At 69.6% G+C, this 20,939-nt stretch carries 15 protein-coding genes; 4 read left to right on the top strand and 11 right to left on the bottom strand.

Annotated features, from left to right (window positions below; translation table 11 throughout):
- The first annotated feature begins 2 nt into the window (after positions 1-2).
- Together bcsZ and ABD104_RS22020 are read left to right on the top strand one after the other, a co-directional pair.
- On the top strand, positions 3-1,238 hold the full coding sequence (gene bcsZ / locus ABD104_RS22025; RefSeq protein WP_087840492.1) for a cellulose synthase complex periplasmic endoglucanase BcsZ: 1,236 nt from the start codon (positions 3-5) through the stop codon (positions 1,236-1,238).
- On the top strand, positions 1,214-5,590 hold the full coding sequence (locus ABD104_RS22020) for a cellulose synthase subunit BcsC-related outer membrane protein (RefSeq protein WP_132980449.1): 4,377 nt from the start codon (positions 1,214-1,216) through the stop codon (positions 5,588-5,590). Before bcsZ ends, ABD104_RS22020 begins: the two co-directional genes overlap by 25 nt.
- A gap of 2 nt (positions 5,591-5,592) precedes the next feature.
- Here the strand turns inward: ABD104_RS22020 and ABD104_RS22015 are convergent, their stop codons facing one another.
- Positions 5,593-7,152 (bottom strand): hypothetical protein, encoded by a 1,560-nt coding sequence (locus tag ABD104_RS22015; protein ID WP_132980448.1) that lies wholly within the window; start codon positions 7,150-7,152, stop codon positions 5,593-5,595.
- Positions 7,153-7,281: 129 nt separating this feature from the next.
- On the opposite strand from ABD104_RS22015, the gene moaA reads away from it, so the two are divergent.
- On the top strand, positions 7,282-8,385 hold the full coding sequence (gene moaA, locus ABD104_RS22010) for a GTP 3',8-cyclase MoaA (RefSeq protein ID WP_087839222.1): 1,104 nt from the start codon (positions 7,282-7,284) through the stop codon (positions 8,383-8,385).
- 337 nt (positions 8,386-8,722) lie between these two features.
- Here the strand turns inward: moaA and ABD104_RS22005 are convergent, their stop codons facing one another.
- From ABD104_RS22005 to ABD104_RS21985, 5 genes are all read right to left on the bottom strand, one after another.
- Positions 8,723-9,259 (bottom strand): acyloxyacyl hydrolase, encoded by a 537-nt coding sequence (locus ABD104_RS22005; RefSeq protein ID WP_087839221.1) that lies wholly within the window; start codon positions 9,257-9,259, stop codon positions 8,723-8,725.
- A gap of 178 nt (positions 9,260-9,437) precedes the next feature.
- Positions 9,438-10,307 (bottom strand): acetyl-CoA carboxylase, carboxyltransferase subunit beta, encoded by an 870-nt coding sequence (gene accD / locus ABD104_RS22000; protein WP_087839220.1) that lies wholly within the window; start codon positions 10,305-10,307, stop codon positions 9,438-9,440.
- A complete protein-coding gene (trpA, locus tag ABD104_RS21995; protein ID WP_087839219.1) occupies positions 10,304-11,179 on the bottom strand; it encodes a tryptophan synthase subunit alpha in 876 nt (291 codons plus the stop codon). The genes accD and trpA overlap by 4 nt, the downstream gene beginning before the upstream one ends.
- 11 nt (positions 11,180-11,190) lie before the next feature.
- Positions 11,191-12,390 (bottom strand): tryptophan synthase subunit beta, encoded by a 1,200-nt coding sequence (gene trpB / locus ABD104_RS21990; protein ID WP_087839218.1) that lies wholly within the window; start codon positions 12,388-12,390, stop codon positions 11,191-11,193.
- A gap of 70 nt (positions 12,391-12,460) precedes the next feature.
- Complete coding sequence (locus tag ABD104_RS21985; protein WP_087839217.1) at positions 12,461-13,102, bottom strand: phosphoribosylanthranilate isomerase; 642 nt, start codon at positions 13,100-13,102, stop codon at positions 12,461-12,463.
- A gap of 202 nt (positions 13,103-13,304) precedes the next feature.
- On the opposite strand from ABD104_RS21985, the gene ABD104_RS21980 reads away from it, so the two are divergent.
- Positions 13,305-15,167: a tannase/feruloyl esterase family alpha/beta hydrolase gene (locus ABD104_RS21980; RefSeq protein ID WP_343928188.1), complete on the top strand. Its 1,863-nt coding sequence runs from the start codon at positions 13,305-13,307 to the stop codon at positions 15,165-15,167.
- Between the two features lie 24 nt (positions 15,168-15,191).
- Here ABD104_RS21980 and truA read toward each other — a convergent pair whose 3' ends face one another.
- The 5 genes from truA to leuD all read right to left on the bottom strand — a co-directional run bounded on the left by truA (position 15,192) and on the right by leuD (position 20,930).
- On the bottom strand, positions 15,192-15,983 hold the full coding sequence (gene truA / locus ABD104_RS21975) for a tRNA pseudouridine(38-40) synthase TruA (RefSeq protein WP_338615467.1): 792 nt from the start codon (positions 15,981-15,983) through the stop codon (positions 15,192-15,194).
- A gap of 10 nt (positions 15,984-15,993) precedes the next feature.
- Positions 15,994-17,748 (bottom strand): motility hub landmark protein FimV, encoded by a 1,755-nt coding sequence (locus ABD104_RS21970; RefSeq protein WP_343928187.1) that lies wholly within the window; start codon positions 17,746-17,748, stop codon positions 15,994-15,996.
- 176 nt (positions 17,749-17,924) lie between these two features.
- The gene (gene asd, locus ABD104_RS21965) at positions 17,925-19,052 is read right to left on the bottom strand and encodes an aspartate-semialdehyde dehydrogenase (RefSeq protein WP_087839213.1); all 1,128 of its coding nucleotides are present in this window, start codon (positions 19,050-19,052) and stop codon (positions 17,925-17,927) included.
- An 80-nt stretch (positions 19,053-19,132) separates the two neighbouring features.
- Complete coding sequence (gene leuB, locus ABD104_RS21960) at positions 19,133-20,206, bottom strand: 3-isopropylmalate dehydrogenase (protein ID WP_087839212.1); 1,074 nt, start codon at positions 20,204-20,206, stop codon at positions 19,133-19,135.
- A 55-nt stretch (positions 20,207-20,261) separates the two neighbouring features.
- On the bottom strand, positions 20,262-20,930 hold the full coding sequence (leuD, locus tag ABD104_RS21955) for a 3-isopropylmalate dehydratase small subunit (protein WP_087839211.1): 669 nt from the start codon (positions 20,928-20,930) through the stop codon (positions 20,262-20,264).
- Positions 20,931-20,939 lie beyond the last annotated feature (9 nt).

Below are 20,939 nucleotides of genomic sequence, written 5' to 3'. Positions count from 1 at the left end.
CCATGGCCGGGATCCTGCCGCCTCCGCGCCAGGCTCCGAGCCGCGGCCTGGCGGCGCGATGGCGGCGCCGGTTGGCGGCGCTGTCGGCGCTCGCCGCGATACTGCCGGCGGGCGCCTGGGCCCAGGCCTGCCAACCGGCAGACTGGCCGCTGTGGAGCGATTTCCAGCGCCGCTTCGTCCAAGCCGACGGCCGTGTCATCGACCATAGCGTCGCCCAGCGCCCCTCCACGTCCGAAGGCCAGTCCTACGCCATGTTCTTCGCGCTGGTCGCCAACGACCGCGCGGTCTTCGACCGCGTCTGGCGCTGGAGCATCGACAACCTGGCCGCGGGCGACATCGGCGGCCGCCTGCCCGCCTGGCAATGGGGCCAGCGCCAGGATGGAAGCTGGGGCGTGATCGACGCCAACGCGGCCTCGGACGCCGACCTGTGGTTCGTGTACGCGCTGGCCGAGGCCGGCCGCCTGTGGAACCGCGCCGACTACGCCCGCGATGCGCGCGCCCTGCTGGCGCGGGTGGCCGCCGACGAAGTGGCCGACCTGCCCGGCCTGGGCAGGATGCTGCTGCCCGGCCCCACCGGCTTCGCGCTGTCCGGCCCGCTGTGGCGGCTCAACCCCAGCTACCTGCCCGTGCCCCTGCTGCGGCGGTTCGCCCTGATCGACCGCGACGGTCCCTGGCAGGCCATCGCCGCCAACACCGTCCGCATGATCCAGGCCACCGCGCCGCGCGGCTTCGTGGCCGACTGGGTCGCCTACCAGGCCCCCGAGGGGAAGGCCGCGGGCTTCGTGGCCGACCCCGAGAAGGGTGCCGTCGGCAGCTACGACGCCATCCGCAACTACCTGTGGGCGGGCATGACCCCGGCCGGCGATCCCGCGCGCAAGACACTGCTGCAGGCCCTCTCCGGCATGCAGGAGGCCACGGCCGCCACCGGCCTGCCGCCCGAATCGGTCGACGCCGCCACCGGCGCCGCCAAGGGCGAGGCCCCTGTAGGTTTTTCGGCGGCGCTGCTACCCTATCTCGCGGCGCGCGGCGCGAGCGACGAGCTCAAGCGCCAGCGGACCCGCGTCCAGGCCAGCCTGCCCGCGGATCCCCGGGCCCCGCCCGAACAGGCGCCACGCTATTACGATCATGTGCTGGGACTGTTCGGGATCGGCTGGGACCAACAACGGTATCGATTCCTGTCCTCGGGGACACTCAAGCTGAGCTGGGAGAAGGCATGTCAGCACGCCACAACACGGTAATCCTGGGCCTGTTGGCCGCGGCCCTGCACGGCGGCGCGCTGGCCCAGAGCGACCCCGTGAAGGTCCTGGTCGAGCAGGGCCAGTACTGGCAGTCGCGCGGCAACGGCGAACGCGCCGCCGAAGCGTGGCAGAAGCTGCTGCGGCTCGCGCCCAACCATCCCGACGCGCTGTACGGCCTGGCCCAGATCGAACTCGATGGCGGCCGCCCGGAGCAGGCCCGCGCCTACCTGGCCCAACTCCGGCGCAGCCATCCCGGCAGCCCGCTGATCGGCCGCCTGGAGCAGGCCATCGACCTGGGCGGCAATGCCCAGGTGCTGCAACAGGCCCGCCAGCAGGCGCGCAGCGGCCAGACCGACCAGGCGCTGGCCACCTACCAGACGGCGCTGGGCGGCAAGGCCCCGGAAGGCCCGCTGGCGCTGGAGTACTACCAGACCCTGGGCGGCACCCCGCAAGGCTGGGAGGAAGCCCGCCGCGGCCTGCAGAAGCTGGCCGGCGAATCCCCCAACGATCCGCAGATCGCACTGGCGCTGGCCCAGCACCTGACCTACCGCGAATCGACCCGGCGCGAAGGCATCCAGCAACTGGCCGCGCTGGCCCGGCGCCAGGATGTGGGCAAGGCCGCCGCCGACAGTTGGCGCAAGGCGCTGGCCTGGGCCGGCACGCGGCCGGCCGATGCCCCGCTGTACCGGGCCTATCTGGACGTCTATCCCGACGACACGGGCGTCAAGACCAAGCTCGACGAGATCGAGCGGCAACAGCAGCAGACCCGCCAGGCCGCCGCGGTGTCGGCGGATCCGCAGCGCCGCCGCGTGATGGAAGGCTTCCAGGCGCTGGACAACGGCGACCTGGTCAAGGCCGAAAGCGATTTCCAGGCCGTGCTGGCGGCACGGCCGGCCGACGGCGACGCGCTGGGCGGGATGGGCCTGATCCGCCTGCGGCAGGAAAACTTCACCCAGGCGCGCGACCTGCTGGAACGCGCCTCGCGGCAGGGTTCCGCGTCCCGCTGGCGCTCGGCCCTGAACAGCGCCGCCTACTGGAGTCAGATCGGCCAGGCCGGCGCCCAGCGCGCCAACGGCGACCTGGACGGCGCCCGGCGCACGCTGGAACAGGCGATCAAACTCGATCCGGCCGAACCGACCGGCCAGAACAGCCTGGGCGACGTGCTGGCCGAAAGCGGACAGCTCGATGCCGCCGAAGCGGCCTACCGCCGCGTACTGGCGCGCCAGCCCGACAATCCCGACGCGCTGCGCGGCCTGGTGGGAGTAATGGCGCAGAACAACAAGCCCGACCAGGCCTTGGCCCTGGTCGAGAAGCTGACCCCGCAGCAGCAGGAACGGATCGGCGAACTGGGGCGGCTGCGCGCCGCCCAGGCGGTGGGAGCGGCCAAGGCGGCCGCGCAGCGCGGCGACGATGCCGGCGCGCGGGTGGCCCTGGAGGACGCCCTGCTGAACGATCCCACCAGCCCCTGGATAAGGCTGGACCTGGCGCGCCTGTACATGAAGATGGGCGCCTACAACGATGCCCGCGGCGTCATGGACGGTCTGCTCGTCTCCAACCCCGACCTGCCCGAGGCACAGTACGCGAGCGCGCTGCTGGCCACCGAGATGCAGGACTGGCGCGGCGCGCTGAACACGCTCGACAACATTCCCGCGCAAAGCCGCACCCGCGACATGGCCGCGCTGCAAAAGCGCGCCTGGGTGCACGTCCAGGCCGCCGATGCCGCCGAGCTGGCCAGGCAGGGACGCGCGCAGGAAGCGATCGCGCTGCTGGCCCAGGCCGAGCCCCAGGCCGGCCAGGATCCGGAACTGCTGGGCGCCATCGCGCTGGGCTACACCGACGCCGGCGACACTGGACGCGCGCTCAACATGATGCGCCAGTTGCTGTCGCGCACCACGCGGCCCGACATCGGCCTGCGGCTGCAATACGCCGCGATCCTGCTGCGCACCCGGCAGGACGTCGAACTGGCGGGCATCCTGCGCCAGCTCCAGTCCGAGACCATGAACCCGACCCAGCGCAGGAGCTACGAGGACATCCGCGTGGCCTACATCGTGCGGCAGGCCGACGGCCTGCGCACGTCGGGCGATCTCGTCATGGCCTACGACACCCTCGCGCCGCTGCTGGCCGAACGGCCCGACGACCCGCAGGTGGTCGGCGCCCTGGCCCGCATGTACGCCGACGCGCGCGACTACCAGCAGGCGCTGGGCCTGTACAACCAGTTGCTGCAGAAGGACCCGCGCAATCTCGAGACCATGCTGGCCGCCGCGTCGATGGCGACCTCGGCCAAGGAATACGGCTATGCCGAGAACGTGCTCGACAACGCGCTGCGGCAGGCGCCCCAGAATCCGGAAGTGCTGACCGCCGCCGGCCGGCTCTACCGCGCGCAGGGCAAGTCCAGCAAGGCCGAACAGTATTTCGCCGCGGCCGTCCAGGCCGAGAACCGGCAGCGCGGCATCGCGCCGGCCTATGCGGCCAACGGCCAGCCCGGCGCCGCCCCCGGGCGCTCCGGCAATCCCTTCGTCGGGCTGCCGGGCCAGCGCTCCAGCTCGACCCTGGCGCCACGTCCCTTCGCGCCCGCCCCCTATGGGGGCGCGGCCCCGGTGCCGATGGCGGGCGGCTACGCCCCCGCTCCGGCCTACGCGGCGGCGCAAACGGCCATGCTGCCGGCCCAGGCCGCGCCGCAACCCGCCTATGCCGGCGCGCCGCAACCCTACATCCCGCCGCCGGCGGGCGCCTCGCGATTCGCAGCCCAGCCCGTGCAGCTTGCCGCGGCATCGGGCTACACGCCCTACGGCACGCCGGCGCCCAGCGCTCCGCCCACGCCGGCCGAGTACCTGGCACCGGCCGCCGCCCAGCCCGCCGCGCCGGCCGCGCGGACGACGGCCGGCAGCCGCAAACCCGGCACACAACCGGCCGCGCGCAATGCCGCCCCGGCGCCCGCCTATCCGCCCTATCCCGCGCAAGCGGCGGCGCCCGCCTACGTGCCCATGCCGTTGCAGACCGCGCCCCAGGCCGCCTTGCCCTACTATGCCCCGCCCGTGGCCGCCCAGACGCCGCCGCCCGGCTATGGCGGCTACGCCGTGCAGCCGGCCCAGGCCCGGCCCTGGGATCCGGCCGCGGCCCAGGCCGACCGGCCCCGCACGGCCATGGACGAACTCAACGACATCCAGCAAGCCCGCAGCCCCGCGCTGACGGTGGGCGGCACCGTGCGCACGCGCCAGGGCGAAGAAGGCCTGGGCAAGTTGACCGACATCCAGGCCCCGATCGAATACCGCTTCCCGGTGGGAGACGGCAGGATGGCCCTGCGCGCCACGCCCGTCTCGCTCGATGCGGGCACCCCGGGCAGTTCCTACGATGCGTCCAGCCGCTTCGGCGCCGGCCCCGTCGCCGCGCTTCAGCAGGCCGCGGGTTCGACCGGCGGCGCCGGTTCGCAAAGCCAGTCGGGCGTCGGCCTGGCCGTGGCCTACGAATCCGAGCGCCTGCAGGCCGACGTGGGCACCACGCCGCTCGGCTTTCGCCACACGGACATCAACGCCGGCCTCAAATTCAAGGGCCCGATCAACAGCGAAGTCTCGTACTCGGCCGACGTCTCCCGCCGCCCCGTCACCGACAGCCTGCTGTCCTTCGCCGGCGCGCGCGACGCGCGCACCGGCCAGACCTGGGGCGGCGTCTCAGCCACCGGCGGCCGCCTGGAACTGACCTGGGACAACGGCGACTACGGCGTCTACGGCTACGGCGCCTTCCATGCGCTGACCGGCGAGAACGTCGCCTCCAACACCCGCCTGGAAGGCGGCGGCGGCCTGTACTGGCGGCTGGTCCGCACGCCCGACTCGGAACTGACGGCGGGCGTCAACTTCACCGGCATCGGCTACGACAAGAACCTGCGCTACTTCACCTACGGCCACGGCGGCTACTTCAGCCCGCAGCAATTCTTCGCCGCCAGTGTGCCCGTCTCGTGGACGCAGCGCAGCGGCCGCCTTTCCTACCTGGTCAAGGGATCGCTGGGCGTGCAGCGCTTCAAGGAAGATTCGGCGCCCTACTTCCCGACCAACGGCTCGCTGCAATCGGCCGCCCAGCAGGCCGCCATCGATGCCGCGGCCTTCGGCCTGACCTCCAACGCCAATGGCGCCTTCTATCCGGGGCAGACCAAGACCGGCCTGGGCTACAGCCTGGCCGCGGCCATGGAATACCAGATCGCGCCGCAATTGACGCTGGGAGGGCAACTGGCGATGGACAACGCGCGCGACTACCGCCAGTTGATGGGCGGCGTGTACCTGCGCTATGCCTTCCATCCATACAGCGGACCGGTGGCGTATCCGCTTACGCCGTACCGGTCGCTGTATCCGGGCAACTAGCGCTAGGGGGCCGGGGTCGCCAACTGCGCCACCTTGGCAACGCGCTGCGTGCTGCTGGTCAGCGTGCCCAGGGTGAAGATCCGCAATCCCTTGGCAGTCTGGGCGCCCGGATCATATACGGCCACCGCGATGCCGTCCTCGCTCCCCGCGCACGCCGCGCCGGTGAATATCAGCTTCACCTGGAACAGGTTCTGCGTGGTGATCCCCGGATAAGGCCCGATGCGGCTGATCGGTCCGCCATCGGTCGAACTGTCGACGATCCGGCATGCCTCGCGCGAACCGCTCAGCACGCCGTCGGCGGCCACGTTCACGGTCATGGAAAGCGGCTCCAGCGACGGGGTCTGGTAGGACTTGCCCGCCACGGCCGCCAGCCTGGCGGGCGCGGCCTGATAGATGCCGTCCTTCGCCATCGCGAATTGCGTGGCGGCATTGCCCGCCGCCGGATCCGCGAAACTGCCCGTGAATGCATCGCCGATGACGGTCCCGTTCAGCGAGGTGGCCGCGGTCGTGCCCTGCGCGCTGTAGAACGTCGCCGCCTCGTCCGTCATCTTGCTGTTGCTGCCCGCGACCCGCGTCAGCCGTCCGCTTAGGACGTCATAGCCCGCTCCGTTGCGTCGATACAGGAAATAGTAGCTGTCGGGCGTGACGACACCCTCGAAAGCGCCGCTGGTGGGCGTCCAGTACCCTTCGGCGAACTGCGGCGTGGCGGGGTCCGGCGGCTCGACGCTGTTGTCGGCCAGGCCGTTCAGGATGAACGTGTTCAGCGCCTTGGAGTCGGCATCGGTGGTGAACACCCAGATGCCGCTCTTGGCGCCCTTGGCGTCGTAGGTCAGGACCGCCCATCCCGTTTGCGTGGAACCCGGACGCGAGCAGCCGGTACCGGCGAGATTCAGCACGATGCCGTAGACGCCCCGTGCCGGATTCGGCGTGGACACCGAGCCGGTCAGGGCGCATCCGCTGTTGCTGCCGGTCAGGCGGCCCGCGGTGTCCACCGTCATGTTCCAGGCTCCGCCGAACGGGCCTCCCCCCTGGTACGTACCCGCCATCGTCGCCAGCGACGACGCCCGCACGTACAGATCCTCGCGGTAATCCAGCGTAAACGGCACCAGGGGCGACGACGTGGCCGCGGCCGTGCCCGCGGGGTTGCTGTAGTTCCCGCTGATACGGGCTCCGGGGTTCTCGGCGGAGGCCGCGCCGGTCACGATGCCCGACACCGTCACCCCATTGGCGACGAATTTTCCATCGACCGTGGAATAGTAGGTGGCATTGGTTGCGCGCAACGTGGCCAGCGTGACGCTCAGGCCACCGTACAGGCCGTCGTACCCGCGGCTGGTTCCGGTATCCAGGGCAAAATAGAAATTGCCGCCGGTGCCATTGCGGCCGCCGTCGACGATGCCGATGAAATCGCGCTGTGTGGCGAGCGGCCCGGCCTTGCCGGTATAGATGCCCGCCGGATACTGCTGCACCGCGGCCGGGCCGCCGCCATCGCCCGAATCCCCGCCTCCGCAGGCGCCAAGCGCCACCATCATGCCCGCCCCGAGCAGGCCCCGTCCACGTCTCATCCCATTCCCTTGCAAGAACCGCGTTCCGGCGATGCCGGCCATTGTAGCGATGCAGGCTCCACCCGTGCCATGGGGTAGTATTACAGAACATGGCGGGCCAGTCCCGCCCCTGTTGCCGTCCTTCGCACCGTGACCGAAAAAACCATCCTGCTGACCGATTACCGCGCGCGCCGCCCTGTTCCCGTCGACGCCAGTGACCTCATCGCGCCCTCCGGCCAACTGGCGGACACGCGCGGCAGGATGCTGCACGACCTGCGCATCTCCGTCACCGACCGCTGCAACTTCCGCTGCGTGTACTGCATGCCCAAGGAAGTCTTCGGCAAGGACTACCCTTACCTGCCGCACGACGCCCTGCTCAGCTTCGAGGAAATCGTGCGGCTGGCGCGGCTGTTCGTGGCCCACGGCGTCGAGAAGGTCCGCCTGACCGGCGGCGAACCGCTGCTGCGCAAGAATATCGAGACCCTGGTTGCCCGGCTGGCCGAGCTGCGCACGCCATCGGGCAAGCCGCTCGACCTGACCCTGACCACCAACGCGTCGCTGCTGGCGCGCAAGGCTCGCGCCCTGGCCGACGCCGGCCTGAACCGGGTCACCGTCAGCCTGGACGCGCTGGACGACACGGTCTTTCGCCGCATGAACGACGTCGACTTCGCCGTTGCCGACGTGCTGCAGGGCATCGATGCCGCGGCCGAGGCGGGCCTGGGGCCCATCAAGGTCAACATGGTGGTCAAGAAGGGCCTCAACGACGACCAGATCGAACCCATGGCCGAGCACTTCCGCCACTCCGGCCACACCCTGCGCTTCATCGAGTACATGGACGTGGGCGCCTCCAACGGCTGGAAGATGGATGAAGTCGTGCCCTCTGCCGACATCCTGCGCCGCCTGGGCGCCCGCTGGCCGCTCGAAACCCTGGAGCCGCACTATGCTGGCGAAGTCGCCCAGCGCTGGCGCTATCGCGACGGCGGCGGCGAAGTGGGCGTCATCTCCAGCGTCACCCAGGCCTTCTGTTCATCTTGTACCCGCGCCCGCCTGTCCACCGAGGGCCAGCTCTACCTGTGCCTGTTCGCCGACCAGGGCTACGACCTGCGCACCCTGTTGCGCGGCGGCGCCAGCGACGAACAACTGGCCACCGCCATCGCCCGCATCTGGCGGGCCCGCACCGACAACTACTCCGAACGCCGCTCCGCCGACACGCCCCGCTCCGGCCGCATAGAAATGAGCTACATCGGCGGGTGATCGAGGCCCCCCCCCTACGCGCTGACGCGCGCCCCCCAGGGGGCGATGCGGGTGGACCGGCGGAGCCGGATCCACCGCATCCTGGGGTACCAACGGGCTGGCTGAGAACGGCGATACTACCTGGCAGCCGCTTGGGCTCAATAAAAACGGCCCTGCATATGATGCAAGGCCATTCTTGTATCCGCGACCGCCCCTGACCCAGGGCGCAGCGGATCCGGCTTTGCCGGTCCGCCAGCGCCGCCCCTTGAGGGGCGCGGCCATGGGCCGCGTGGGGTGGGCTTCCCTTCCGGTCCACGCGCATCGCCCCCTGGGGGGCGCGCGAAGCGCGTAGGAGGGGCTAAAAACCCATGGCGAAGTTCAGCTGGACCTGGTTCAGGCCCTGGTTGGGTTTCTTCATGCCGCCATTGGAGAAGTGCGACACGCGCAGGCCCAGGCGCATGTTGTCGGCCAGCTTGAAGCCGGCGCCGATGTGGTCGCCGAATTGGAAGGTGGAGCTGATGTCCTTGTCGTGGAACTTGGTCTCGCTGACGGCCGTGGCGCCGATGCCGCCTTCGATGTAGAAGCGTTCGGTGGGCCACCAGCGGAACATCGGGATGGCGTTGAGTTGCCACATGTGGCGGGCGTAGCCCGGCAGCGCGCTCGAGGTCCACCAGTACGAGCCGCCCAGTTCTCCCACGAGTTCCAGGCGGGTCGAGCCGAGCTTCATGTGCCAGAGCGGCGAGGTTTCGTAGTTGAGCGTGGCGCGATGGTTGCCGTCGATCACGCCGTACTGTGCGCTCCAGCCGCCGTTGGCGAAACCGCCGGTGGGATCGGCCCCGTGGGCCGAGAAGGAAGCAAGAGCGAGAAGCGCGGCTGCTAGGGCGGTTTTTTTCATCGGATCGGCTGCCTGTGAAGCTTCGCGCGGGCACCGCCAAGATCGCCTGCCCCGCGGGGGCAGGATGCGGTCCCCCGCGGAAAGAGGGAAAGGAAACTCCGACTATAACAAACCCGTTACATCTGCATACGACCGATGACCGGTCGCGTTGCAGACTAGCCGCAGTTTCTTTCCTGCCTCAGGCCACCGCGTCCGCAGGCTGCTGCGTCAGCAGCGCCAGGAGGCGCGCGATCTCCTCGCGCATCTTGCGGCGATCGACGATCATGTCGATGGCGCCCTTCTCCAGCAGGAACTCGGCGCGCTGGAAGCCCTCGGGCAATTTCTCGCGCACGGTCTGCTCGATCACGCGCGGACCGGCGAAGCCGACCAGCGCCTTGGGCTCGGCGATCACGACGTCGCCCATGAACGCGAAGCTGGCCGACACGCCGCCCATGGTGGGATCGGACAGCACGCTGATGAACGGCAGCTTGCGCGAGGACAGCAGCGTCAGCGCGGCGGTGGTCTTGGCCATCTGCATCAGCGACAGCAGGCCTTCCTGCATGCGCGCGCCGCCCGAAGCGGTCACGCAGATGAACGGCACCTTCTGCTCGATGGCGGCCTGCGCGCCACGCACGAAGCGCTCGCCCACGACCGAGCCCATCGAACCGCCCATGAACTCGAACTCGAAGCAGGCCACCACCACGGGCAGGGTGTGCATGGCGCCGCCCATGACCACCAGCGCGTCGGTCTCGCCGGTCTGCGCCATGGCGTCCTGCAGGCGGTCGGGATACTTCTTGGTGTCCTTGAACTTGAGGCTGTCCACCGGCAGCGTGCCGATGCCGATCTCGTAGCGGCCCTCGGCGTCCAGCAGCGCGTCGATGCGCTGGCGCGCGCCGATGCGCATGTGATGCTCGCACTTGGGGCAGACGTTCAGGTTCTTGACCAGGTCGTCGCGGTACAGCACCGACTCGCACGACGGGCACTTGACCCACAGGCCTTCCGGCACGCGGCGCGGAGAGCCGTCGGTGGTCTTGATGCGGGGAGGGAGCAGTTTTTCTATCCAGCTCATGCGGATTTCCTTGATTCTTGGGAGGCCCCGCCCGGAGGCGGGGCATCTAGCGCCCCCCGGATTGTACGCAACCATGCCCCCGCTGCGCGAGCGCAGATTTCGGGCTGTCGTTCCGGGGGAGTGCCCTGGGCGGCGGCGTCGATTTCCTGGATCAGCCGGGTGCCGATGACCACGGCGTCGGCCTCGGCGCCTAGCGCCCGGGCGCTGTCGCCGTCGCGGATGCCAAAGCCCACGCCCACCGGCAGCGAGACGAACTGCCGGATGTGCGCCAGCCTGCGCGAGACGTCCCGGACGTCCAGGTGGCCGGCGCCCGTCACGCCCTTGAGCGACACGTAGTACACGTAGCCTCGGGCGACCCGGGCCACGGCCTGGATGCGCTCGTCGGTGGTGGTCGGCGCCAGCAGGAAGATGGGGTCGACGCCATGTTCTTCCAGCAATGCGCCGAATTCGCCGGCTTCCTCGGGCGGATAGTCCACCACCAGGCAGCCGTCCACGCCGGCTTGCCGGGCGGCGGCGGCGAAGGCGGCCTGCCCCATGCGCTCGACGGGGTTGGCATAGCCCATCAGCACCACCGGCGTCTGGCTGTCGGTGCGGCGGAATTCCTTGACCATGGCCAGCACGTCGCGCAGGCCCACGCCCTGTTCCAGCGCGTGCTGGCTGGAGCGCTGGATGACCGGCCCGTCGGCCATGGGATCGGAGAACGGCACGCCCAGTTCCAGCACGTCGGCGCCGGCGGCCACCAGTTCGTGCATGATGGGTACCGTGCTGGCCGGCGTGGGGTAGCCGGCGGTGACGTAGGGAATCAGGGCGCAGGCGCCCGGAGCGGCGGCGCGGCGCGCGAACGCGGCCGCGATACGGGAGGATGACGACATGGAGACCGCCCTCAGAGCACGATGCCCGAACGTTCGGCGACGGTATGCATGTCCTTGTCGCCACGTCCGGAAAGGTTGACCAGCAGGATCTTGTCCTTGGGCAGCGTGGGCGCCAGCCGGACCGCATGCGCGATGGCATGGGACGACTCCAGCGCCGGGATGATGCCCTCGATCCGGCAGCAGTGATGGAAGGCCGCCAGGGCCTCCTCGTCCGTGACGCCCACGTAGGTCGCCCGGCCGCTGTCCATCAGCCATGCATGCTCGGGGCCCACGCCCGGATAGTCCAGGCCGGCCGAGATGGAATGGGTGTCGATCACCTGTCCGTTCGCGTCCTGCAGCACGTAGGTGCGGTTGCCGTGCAGCACGCCCGGCGCGCCGCCGGCCAGCGAGGCCGCGTGGCGCCCGGTCTCCATGCCTTCTCCGGCGGCTTCCACGCCCACCAGCGCAACGTCGTCGTACGGCAGGTAGGGATGGAAGATGCCCATGGCGTTCGAGCCGCCGCCCACCGCCGCGATCACGACGTCGGGCTGGCGCCCGGCGGCCTTGGGCATCTGCACCAGGCACTCGTTGCCGATGACGGTCTGGAAGTCGCGCACCATCATCGGATACGGGTGCGGACCGGCCACCGTGCCGATGATGTAGAAGGTGTCCTCGACGTTGGTCACCCAGTCGCGCATGGCTTCGTTCAGCGCATCCTTCAGCGTGCGCGAGCCCGATTCCACGGGCACGACGGTCGCGCCCAGCAGCTTCATCCGGTAGACGTTGGCGGCCTGCCGCCTGACGTCCTCGCTGCCCATGTAGACCACGCACTCCATGCCGTAGCGGGCCGCGACCGTGGCGGTCGCCACGCCGTGCTGGCCGGCGCCGGTCTCGGCGATCACCCGGCGCTTGCCCATGCGGCGGGCCAGCAGCGCCTGCCCGATGCAGTTGTTCACCTTGTGGGCGCCGGTGTGGTTCAGGTCTTCCCGCTTGAACCAGATCTGCGCGCCGCCCAGTTCCTCGGACCAGCGCCTGGCGTGGTAGACCGGGCTGGGGCGGCCCACGAAGTGCTCGAGCTCATAGTTGAATTCGGCGATGAAATCGGGATCGTGCTGGTAGCGCGCATAGTTCTGGCGCAGTTCGTCCAGGGCGTGCATGAGCGTCTCGGCCACGAACACGCCGCCATATGGGCCGAAATGGCCCCTCGCATCGGGGAAATCGTAGGTTTTCACTGGGATGGTCCCGGCTATGAAGCCCGGCCCGCGCGCCTGGCGCGCGCCGGAAGGATTGGGGAATGCGGCGTCAATAGCCGTCGGCTTGCCGCACCTGCGCCACGAACTGGGCAATCTTGGCGGCGGATTTGATGCCTGGCGATTCTTCCACGCCGCTGCTTACGTCGACAGCGAACGGGCGCACGGACTCAATGGCTGCCGCCACATTTGCGGCATGCAACCCACCAGACAAAACGACCGGACGCGCGCTTTCGCTGCTGACCAGAGACCAATCGAACACTCTCCCGCTACCGCCGTAGCCGTCGGAATGGCTGTCGAACAGCCAGCCTGCGGCGGAACCGTACTGTAGGCACGATTTTAGCAAAGCCTGCGACGTTTCCATGCCCGGCCCGCCCACCCGGAAGGCGCGCAGGTAGCGGTGGCCGTGGCGCTCGCATTGCTGCGGCGTCTCGTCGCCATGGAACTGGAGCAGGTCGGGCCGGACCACGTCCAGCACCTCCCGGACCTGCGCGTCGGAGGCATTGACGAACAGGGCCACCACGTCGACGAACGGCGGAACGAGGCGCCGCAGTTCGGCCGCGCGCGCCGGGGACAGCGCCCGCCGGCTGGGGGGATAGAAGACCAGGCCGATGGCATCGGCGCCCGCGCCGACGGCGGCGGCGACGTCTTCCTCGCGGGTCAGGCCGCAGATCTTGATACGGGTACGGGACATCCCGCCATCATACCGCCCCGCGGCTTTCGTCCGTCGCCGGCCTGTCGGGCAGGCTAGGTACAAGCCCTAGATTGAGCAATCATGCATCAATATGCATGATTCGATCACAAAAACAAGAACTATCCTGCATGAAAGCGTTCATCTGCCTGCGGTTCCACCCATAAGAAAGACGGCAGCCCGGCTGCCTACCGAGGAGATCATCATGGCACGCCCGAAGCAGCATCCCTCCCCCCTCCTTCGCCCCCTCCCGACCCTGCCACCGCGCGCCTGGGCCGCGGGCCTGCTGGCCGCCCTGGGCGCCTGTGGCGGCAGCGACGATCCGCCCGCCCCGCCCCCTCCCTCGCCCTCGGCCACGCTCAGCTGCGACGACAGCATGAAGACGGCGTTCAAACCCGATGCGAATACCCGGGTCATCCTGGCGAAGGCGTTCAGGCAGGGCGATGCCCTGGCGCTGGCGGACACTCCCGCCACGCCCGCGCCGGCGAAGGCCAGCCAGGACATGTGCCTGGTCAAGATGGTGGTCGGTCCGGGCAATGCGGGCACCGCGGGCGCACCGTCGACCTCGCCCGGCATCGGCCTCGAGGTCTGGCTGCCCACGCCCGCCAACTGGAACCAGCGTATCCGCAACCTGGGCGGCGGTGGCTGGGCCGGCGGCAGCCAGGCCTCGGCCACGCAGATCGGCAACGCCGGGGCCGCCGCCACCGCGGCGCTGGGCTATGCGGTCGGCACCACCGACACCGGCCACGCCATCGCGGGCAACGGCTCGTTCGCGATGAAGGAGGACGGCACGATCAATAGCGCGCTGTGGGGAGATTTCGCCGAACGCAGCCTGCACGAGCTCGCGGTCAAGACCAAGGCCCTGGTCGAGGCGTACTACGGCAAGCCGCAGCAGTACGCGTACTGGGAGGGTTGCTCGACCGGCGGCCGCCAGGGCTACAAGATCGCCCAGGAACACCCGGACGACTACGACGGCTACCTGAACGGCGCGCCCGCCTTCAACTGGACCCGGTTCATCACCAACGAGCTGTATCCGCAGGTGGCCATGCAGCGCGACCTGGGCGGCCCGATCGCCGCCGACAAGCTGCGCCGCGTCAGCGCGGCCGCGGTCAGCGCCTGCGACACGGTGGGCGGCCAGCACCTGGGCTTCATCGCCGATCCCGGCCAATGCCGATACGACCCGACGCGCGACGCCTCGGCGCTGTGCGCGGGCGTCGCCGGCAACGGCGTGGTCGGCACCAGCACCGACGCCGCCTGCGTCTCGCTGGCCGAAGCCCGTACCATCAACAAGATCTGGTACGGCCAGACCGCCGACGGCAGCGCCCCCGACCCGCAGGCGGACAACGCCAGCGGCACCACGCTGGCCAGCAGGCAGCTCTGGTGGGGCCTGACGCGCGGTACCGACCTCAGCGGCCTGGCCGGATCCTCGGGCACGCCCCCGGTCGCCCGCCCGTTCACCATCGCCACCGACATGGTCGCGCTGGAATTGCAGAACCCGGCCTATGCGACCTCGTCCTTCATCAACGCGACCGGCAACGGCGCCGACAAGTGGAAGGACATGAGCTACGCCGACCTGGCCAACGCCTATGACCGCGGCATCGCGCTGCAAGCGGCCTTCGGCCATATCAACACCGACAATCCCGACCTGACGCAGCTGCGCGACGGCGGCGGCAAGGTCATCAGCTATCACGGGTTGGCCGATCAGTTGATCACGCCCGCCGGCTCGCTGAACTACCTGAGCCGCGTGGCGGACAAGATGGGCGGCATCGAGGCGGTCCAGGCCTTCAACCGGCTGTACCTGGTCCCCGGCATGGGCCACTGCGCCGGCGTGGGCTCCGTCAGCGGCAGCGCGGGGCCGGCAGCCACGGCCGACACCGTGCCGCTGCCCGCCGCCAACCAGTTCTTCGACGCCCTGGTCGCCTGGGTCGAGAAAGGCACGCAGCCCGGACCGCTGATGTTGAAGTCGGCCGATGCCAGCGTCAGCATGCCGATCTGCGTCCACCCGCAAAAGGCCACCTACAAGGGCAGCGGTTCCGCCACCGACGGCGCGAACTACAGCTGCCGCTAGGAAGCCGGCCAGGCGGCCGGCGGATCAGCACCCCAGGCGGATCTCGTCGGTCGCGTCGGTGGACGGCAGGCCGTAGTCGCCGGGATAGCCCACGGCCGTCAGGTACAGGCCGTCGGGCGAGAACGTGGGCGCGGCCTTGGTCCGGTTGCGCTCGGCCAGCAGCGCGGGCATCCAGTCGGCGGGCTGCCTGCCCTGCCCCACGTACACCAGCGCCCCCACGATGTTGCGAACCATGTGGTGCAGGAAGGCATTGGCGCGCAGGGTGAAGACCACCAGCCGGCCGCGCCGTTCGATGCCGAGTTCGTGCATCGTACGCACCGGCGAGGCGGCCTGGCACTCGGACGAGCGGAAACTGCTGAAGTCGTGTTCGCCCAGCAGATGGGCAGCCCCCGACCGCATCGCCTCCAGGTCCAGTGGCCGGAAGCTCCAGCCCGCGCGGCCCGTCCACAGCGGCGAGCGCACGGGATCGTCCAGCAGCAGGTAGACATAGGAACGCGAACGCGCGGAGAAACGGGCGTGGAAATCGGCCGGCACCTCGCGGGCCCAGCGCACCGCGATGCTGGGCGGCAGGTGCGCGTTCACGCCGCGCACCCAGGCCTGTTCGGGACGCAATACCCCGGTATCCAGATGCACGATCTGCTGGGCGGCATGCACGCCGGTATCGGTGCGGCCCGCGCAGGTGGTGGCCACCGGCTGGCCGACGAAGTCGGCCAGGGCCGACTCCAGCCGGTCCTGCACGGTTCGCCGGTGCGGCTGGGTCTGCCAGCCCAACCAGGGGGCGCCGTCGTAGCTCAGCCCCAGCGCGATGCGCGGCATGCGGGCGGCCCTACCAGGAGGCGAGCAGCGCCCGCGCCCGTTCGCGCTGGTCCGAGTCGCCGTCGCGCAGGACCTCTTCCAGCAGCTCGCGCGCGCCGGCGCGGTCGCCCATGTCGGCGTAGGCCTTGGCCAGGTCCAGCTTGGCGGCCATGCCGGCCGGCGCATCCAGGTCCGTATTCAGGTCGATGCCCGGCGCGGGAGGCGGCCTGGACGCGTCCTGGGCAGGCAAGGCCGGCGCGGGGGCATCCAGGTTCAGGTCCAGGCCGAAGGCCGCCGCGGCGGCCGGCGGCACCGCCACGGGACGGCCGGCGTCCTCGGGCTCGTCGTCGTCCGGATAGTCGTCGGGCTCGCCTTCCACGCGTGGCGGCAGATCATCGGGAATGGGGAACGGCGGAATGTCATCCCAGTCGCGCAGGTGGTTGACGGGTGCGGCACTCCCGGCCGGCGGCAACGCGTCGGCCTCCTCATTGGCGTTCTCGGCCTCGATGCGCGCCGCCTCGCGCGCCTCTTCCGCCTCGGCGCGGGCCGAACGGCGGCGCAGCGCGAAGGCCCCCAGCAGGGCCGCCAGCACGGCGACGATGGCGCCCAGCACCGCCACGCTGTGGTCGCGGACCTTGTTGGCCACCGAGGCGGCCAGAGAAGGCCGTGCCTCGGGATCTGCGGTTGGCGCGGTTGGCGCGGTTGGCGCGGCTTCCGCGGGACCCGTGGCATCGGCCGCGCGGTCGCGGGCCTGCTGCTCCATCTTCGCCAGGGTTTCGTTCTGCGCCTCGAGCAGGCCGCGCATGGCCTCGACATTGCCCTGCAAGGCCTCGACCCGCTCTTGCGCCTCGCGCATGGCCTTGGCGGTGGCGTCGCGCTCTTCCTCCAGGCGGTCGCGCGTGGTCTGCTCGCCGCCGGCGGCCGTCTCCTGGCCGCCACTGGAAAGCTTGAGGGCATCGCCCTCCTTCGAGCCGGACTCCGCCTGCGATCCGGCCGAAGACGCGATATCGCCCCGCGACTCGGCGCCGCCCGTGGACGCGCCGGCTGGCACCTGCCTCGCGCCGCCCGCCACCCGCTGGCGATAAGCCTCGAAGGCCTCGGCCTGGCTGGAGAACAAGGCCGCCGCCTGCGCCGCGTCGATCGCCTCCACGTCGTCCGCGCCGGGCACGGACAGCGATGCGCCGGCGCGCAGCCGATTCATGTTGCCGTCGACGAAGGCCTGGGGGTTGGCGCGCAGCAGCGCCGCCAGGGTCTGGTAGATGGACGCGCCTTCGGGCTTGAGGCGGCCCGCGATGCCGAACAAGGTATCGCCGGGCTTGACCTCCAGGGCCGCGGGCGCGGACTGCGTCTCGGCCGCCTGCGCCTTGGGCGCCTGCGCATCCAGGATGAAGGTGTACTGGCGGATGAAGCGGCCCATGTTCCAGGTCAGCTCCACCAGCAGGTCCAGAACATGAACGTCCAGCGGCGCCGCCGACGCGATGCTGACCACCTTGCGTCCGTCCGGACGGTCTTCGATGCGCAGCGTCAGGTTGGCCAGCGCCTCGCTGTATTCCAACTGGGTCTGGCGGTAGACGTCCCGCGGCGCGATGGCCGCCTTCAGCGTGCCGGCTTCCTGGGGTGTCGCGGCATTGACCGCGATCTCGGCACGCAGCGGTTCGCCGGATGCGGACAGGACCTTCAACGCCCCCAGGTCGGCGGCCTGCGCCGCCGATAGGGCCCCGGCCGCCAATCCCAGCGCCAGCAGCCCCGCCGATGGACCGCCCGCGCGCGGACGCTTGTGTGTCAAGGCCGGACGGCCTGTCTCTCGGTCGGAAAGTCCGTTCATCCTAATCCCATGCGCAAAAGCCCCCGCGAACAGTCTGGCGGTTGGTCATCCCGGCAGGTCGGCGCCTGCCGGGCCTCCTTGTAGCATCAGAGACTTACCGTCGCAAGCTCAGGTACGTTCTGATGCAAGCCCGGGGATCAGAGTTCGCCCAGGGCGATGCGCAGCATGCGGCGCAGCGGCTCGGCCGCGCCCCACAGCAGCTGGTCGCCCACGGTGAAGGCGCTCAGGTACTCGGGGCCCATCGCCAGCTTGCGCATGCGGCCGACCGGGATGTCCAGCGTGCCCGTGACGGCCACGGGCGTGAGCGACTGCATCGACGCCTCGCGCGTGTTGGGAACGACCTTGGCCCACTGGTTGTTCTCGCGCAGCATGCCCTCGATCTCGTCCAGCGGCACGTCCTTCTTGAGCTTGATGGTCAGCGCCTGGCTGTGGCAGCGCATGGCGCCGATGCGCACGCACAGGCCGTCGATGGGAATGGGCGACGAGCCGAAGCCCTCGCCCCGGCCCAGGATCTTGTTGGTCTCGGCGCCGCCCTTCCATTCCTCGCGCGAGGTACCGTTGCCCAGGTCCTTGTCGATCCAGGGGATCAGGTTGCCCGCCAGCGGCACGCCGAAGTGTTCCTGCGGCAGCGACCCGTCCTGCTGCTTGGCCAGCACCGTGCGGTCGATTTCCAGGATGGCCGAGGCCGGATCCGCCAGGAGGCCGGACACCGTGGCGTTGAGCAGGCCGAACTGGGTCAGCAGCTCGCGCATGTGCTGCGCGCCGCCGCCGGAAGCGGCCTGGTAGGTCATGCTGGTCATCCAGTCGATCAGGTCGTGCTCGAACAGGCCGCCCAGGCCCATCAGCATGCAACTGACCGTGCAGTTGCCGCCGATGTAGTTCCTGACGCCCTTCTTCAACGCCTGGTCGATCACGTTGCGGTTGACGGGATCGAGCACGATGACGGCGTCGTCCTTCATCCGCAGCGTGCTGGCCGCGTCGATCCAGATGCCGTCCCAGCCGGCGGCGCGCAGCTTGGGATAGACCTCGGAGGTGTAGTCGCCGCCCTGCGCCGTGACGATGATGGGCAGCTTCTTCAGCGCCTCGATGTCGAACGCGTTCTGCAGCGGGCCGGCGCCCTGCGCCCACGAGGGCGCCGCGCCGCCGGCGTTGCTGGTGGAGAAGAACACCGGCTCGATCAGCGAGAAATCGTTTTCGTCGCGCATGCGCTGCATGAGCACGGAACCGACCATGCCACGCCAGCCGACCAGACCAACTGCTTTCATTTACACACCCCTAACAAGTAGTCCAGATTGAAACTGTTTGCCGGGCGCATCACACCCGGGGGGCGCGACACGCAGGCTGGTTACAGAGCTTTGATCACGGCACTGCCCATCTCGGCAGTGCCGACCTTAGTCGTGCCTTCTTCGTAGATGTCGGCCGTGCGCAGGCCCTGCTCCAGCACTTTCTTGACGGCTGCCTCGATCCGGTCGGCCTGGGCCGCCTTGTCGAGCGAATAGCGCAGCATCATCGCCGCCGAGAGGATGGTCGCCAGTGGATTGGCGATGTCCTTGCCCGCGATGTCGGGCGCCGAGCCGTGGCTGGGCTCGTACAGGCCCTTGCCCGTCTCGTTCAGCGAGGCGGACGGCAGCATGCCGATGGAACCCGTCAGCATGGAAGCCTGGTCGGAAAGGATGTCGCCGAACATGTTGCCGGTCACGATCACGTCGAATTGCTTGGGCGCGCGCACCAGTTGCATGGCGGCGTTGTCCACGTACATGTGGCTGAGCTCCACGTCAGGATACTCCTTGCCGACCTCGGTGACGATATCCTTCCAGAACTGGAAGGTCTCCAGCACGTTGGATTTGTCGACGCTGCACAACTTCCCGCGGCGCTTGCGGGCGGTCTGGAAGGCCACGTGCGCGATCCGGCGGATTTCCGGCTCGGCGTAGCGCATCGTGTCGAAGCCTTCGCGCTGGCCCGCGAACGCGCCGTCCGGGGCCGTGCGCACGCCGCGCGGCTGGCCGAAATAGATATCGCCGGTCAGTTCGCGGATGATCAGGATGTCCAGGCCCGACACCACCTCGGGCTTGAGCGACGAGGCATTGGCCAGCTCGGGATACAGGATGGCCGGGCGCAGGTTGGCGAACAGGCCCAGGTTCTTGCGCAGGCCCAGGATGGCCTGCTCGGGACGCAGCGCGCGCTCGAGCTTGTCGTATTTCCAGTCGCCCACCGAGCCGAACAGCACCGCATCGGCCTTCTTGGCCAGTTCGAGCGTGGCCGGCGGCAACGGATGGCCGGACGCTTCATAGGCGGCGCCGCCCACCGGCTGTTCTTCGAGTTTGAACGATTCGCCCAGCGAAGTCAGCACGCGCACGGCCTGTTCGATGATCTCGGGACCGATGCCGTCGCCCGGCAGCACTGCGATATGTTGTGTCATTGTGGCTCTTGATTCAGGGTCGGGGCCGGCCCAGCGGGGCCGGCGGAGTGCGGTGTCAGCGGCCGGCCTGGGTGCCGCGCAGGGCCGGAACGTCCAGCCAGGGCTGGGCGGCCAGGCGTTTCTGCTCGAAGGCCTTGATCTTGTCCGCATGGCGCAGCGTCAGGCCGATCTCGTCCAGGCCGTTGAGCATGCAGTACTTGCGGAACGTATCGATCGAGAACGACAGTTCGCGTCCCGACGGCGTCGCCACCACCTGGCGGTCCAGGTCGATGGTCAACCGGTAGCCTTCCTTGGCCTCCACTTCCTTGAACAGGCTGTCCACGTCCTCTTCCGACAGCACGATGGGCAGCACGCCGTTCTTGAAGCAGTTGTTGAAGAAGATGTCGGCGAACGACGGCGCGATCACCGCGCGGAAACCGTACTGGTCCAGCGCCCACGGCGCATGCTCGCGGCTCGAGCCGCAGCCGAAGTTCTTGCGCGACAGCAGGATGGAAGCGCCCTGGTAGCGCGGCTGGTTCAGCACGAAGTCCGGGTTCAGCGGCCGCTTGCTGTTGTCCATGCCGGGCTGGCCTTCGTCCAGGTAGCGCCAGGCGTCGAACAGGTTGGGACCGAAGCCGCTGCGATGGATGGACTTCAGGAACTGCTTGGGGATGATCTGGTCCGTGTCGACGTTCTCGCGGTCCAGCGGCGCCACCAGGCCTTCATGAGTGGTGAATGCTTGCATGATGTTCTA

Origin of the sequence: Pigmentiphaga daeguensis (assembly GCF_039523035.1) — a bacterium.
In the GTDB taxonomy this organism is placed as follows: domain Bacteria; phylum Pseudomonadota; class Gammaproteobacteria; order Burkholderiales; family Burkholderiaceae_B; genus Pigmentiphaga; species Pigmentiphaga daeguensis.
Note: the sequence above shows the minus strand (reverse complement) of the source record. Positions and strands in the feature narration are given on the sequence as shown.

Excerpts from the sequence above, each read along its gene's own strand:
- bcsZ (WP_087840492.1), top strand. The coding sequence starts at position 3 with ATGGCCGGGATCCTGCCGCCTCCGCGCCAGGCTCCGAGCCGCGGCCTG.
- ABD104_RS22020 (WP_132980449.1), top strand. The coding sequence starts at position 1,214 with ATGTCAGCACGCCACAACACGGTAATCCTGGGCCTGTTGGCCGCGGCC.
- ABD104_RS22015 (WP_132980448.1), bottom strand. The coding sequence starts at position 7,152 with ATGAGACGTGGACGGGGCCTGCTCGGGGCGGGCATGATGGTGGCGCTT.
- ABD104_RS22005 (WP_087839221.1), bottom strand. The coding sequence starts at position 9,259 with ATGAAAAAAACCGCCCTAGCAGCCGCGCTTCTCGCTCTTGCTTCCTTC.
- accD (WP_087839220.1), bottom strand. The coding sequence starts at position 10,307 with ATGAGCTGGATAGAAAAACTGCTCCCTCCCCGCATCAAGACCACCGAC.
- trpA (WP_087839219.1), bottom strand. The coding sequence starts at position 11,179 with ATGTCGTCATCCTCCCGTATCGCGGCCGCGTTCGCGCGCCGCGCCGCC.
- ABD104_RS21985 (WP_087839217.1), bottom strand. The coding sequence starts at position 13,102 with ATGTCCCGTACCCGTATCAAGATCTGCGGCCTGACCCGCGAGGAAGAC.
- ABD104_RS21980 (WP_343928188.1), top strand. The coding sequence starts at position 13,305 with ATGGCACGCCCGAAGCAGCATCCCTCCCCCCTCCTTCGCCCCCTCCCG.
- truA (WP_338615467.1), bottom strand. The coding sequence starts at position 15,983 with ATGCCGCGCATCGCGCTGGGGCTGAGCTACGACGGCGCCCCCTGGTTG.
- asd (WP_087839213.1), bottom strand. The coding sequence starts at position 19,052 with ATGAAAGCAGTTGGTCTGGTCGGCTGGCGTGGCATGGTCGGTTCCGTG.
- leuB (WP_087839212.1), bottom strand. The coding sequence starts at position 20,206 with ATGACACAACATATCGCAGTGCTGCCGGGCGACGGCATCGGTCCCGAG.
- leuD (WP_087839211.1), bottom strand. The coding sequence starts at position 20,930 with ATGCAAGCATTCACCACTCATGAAGGCCTGGTGGCGCCGCTGGACCGC.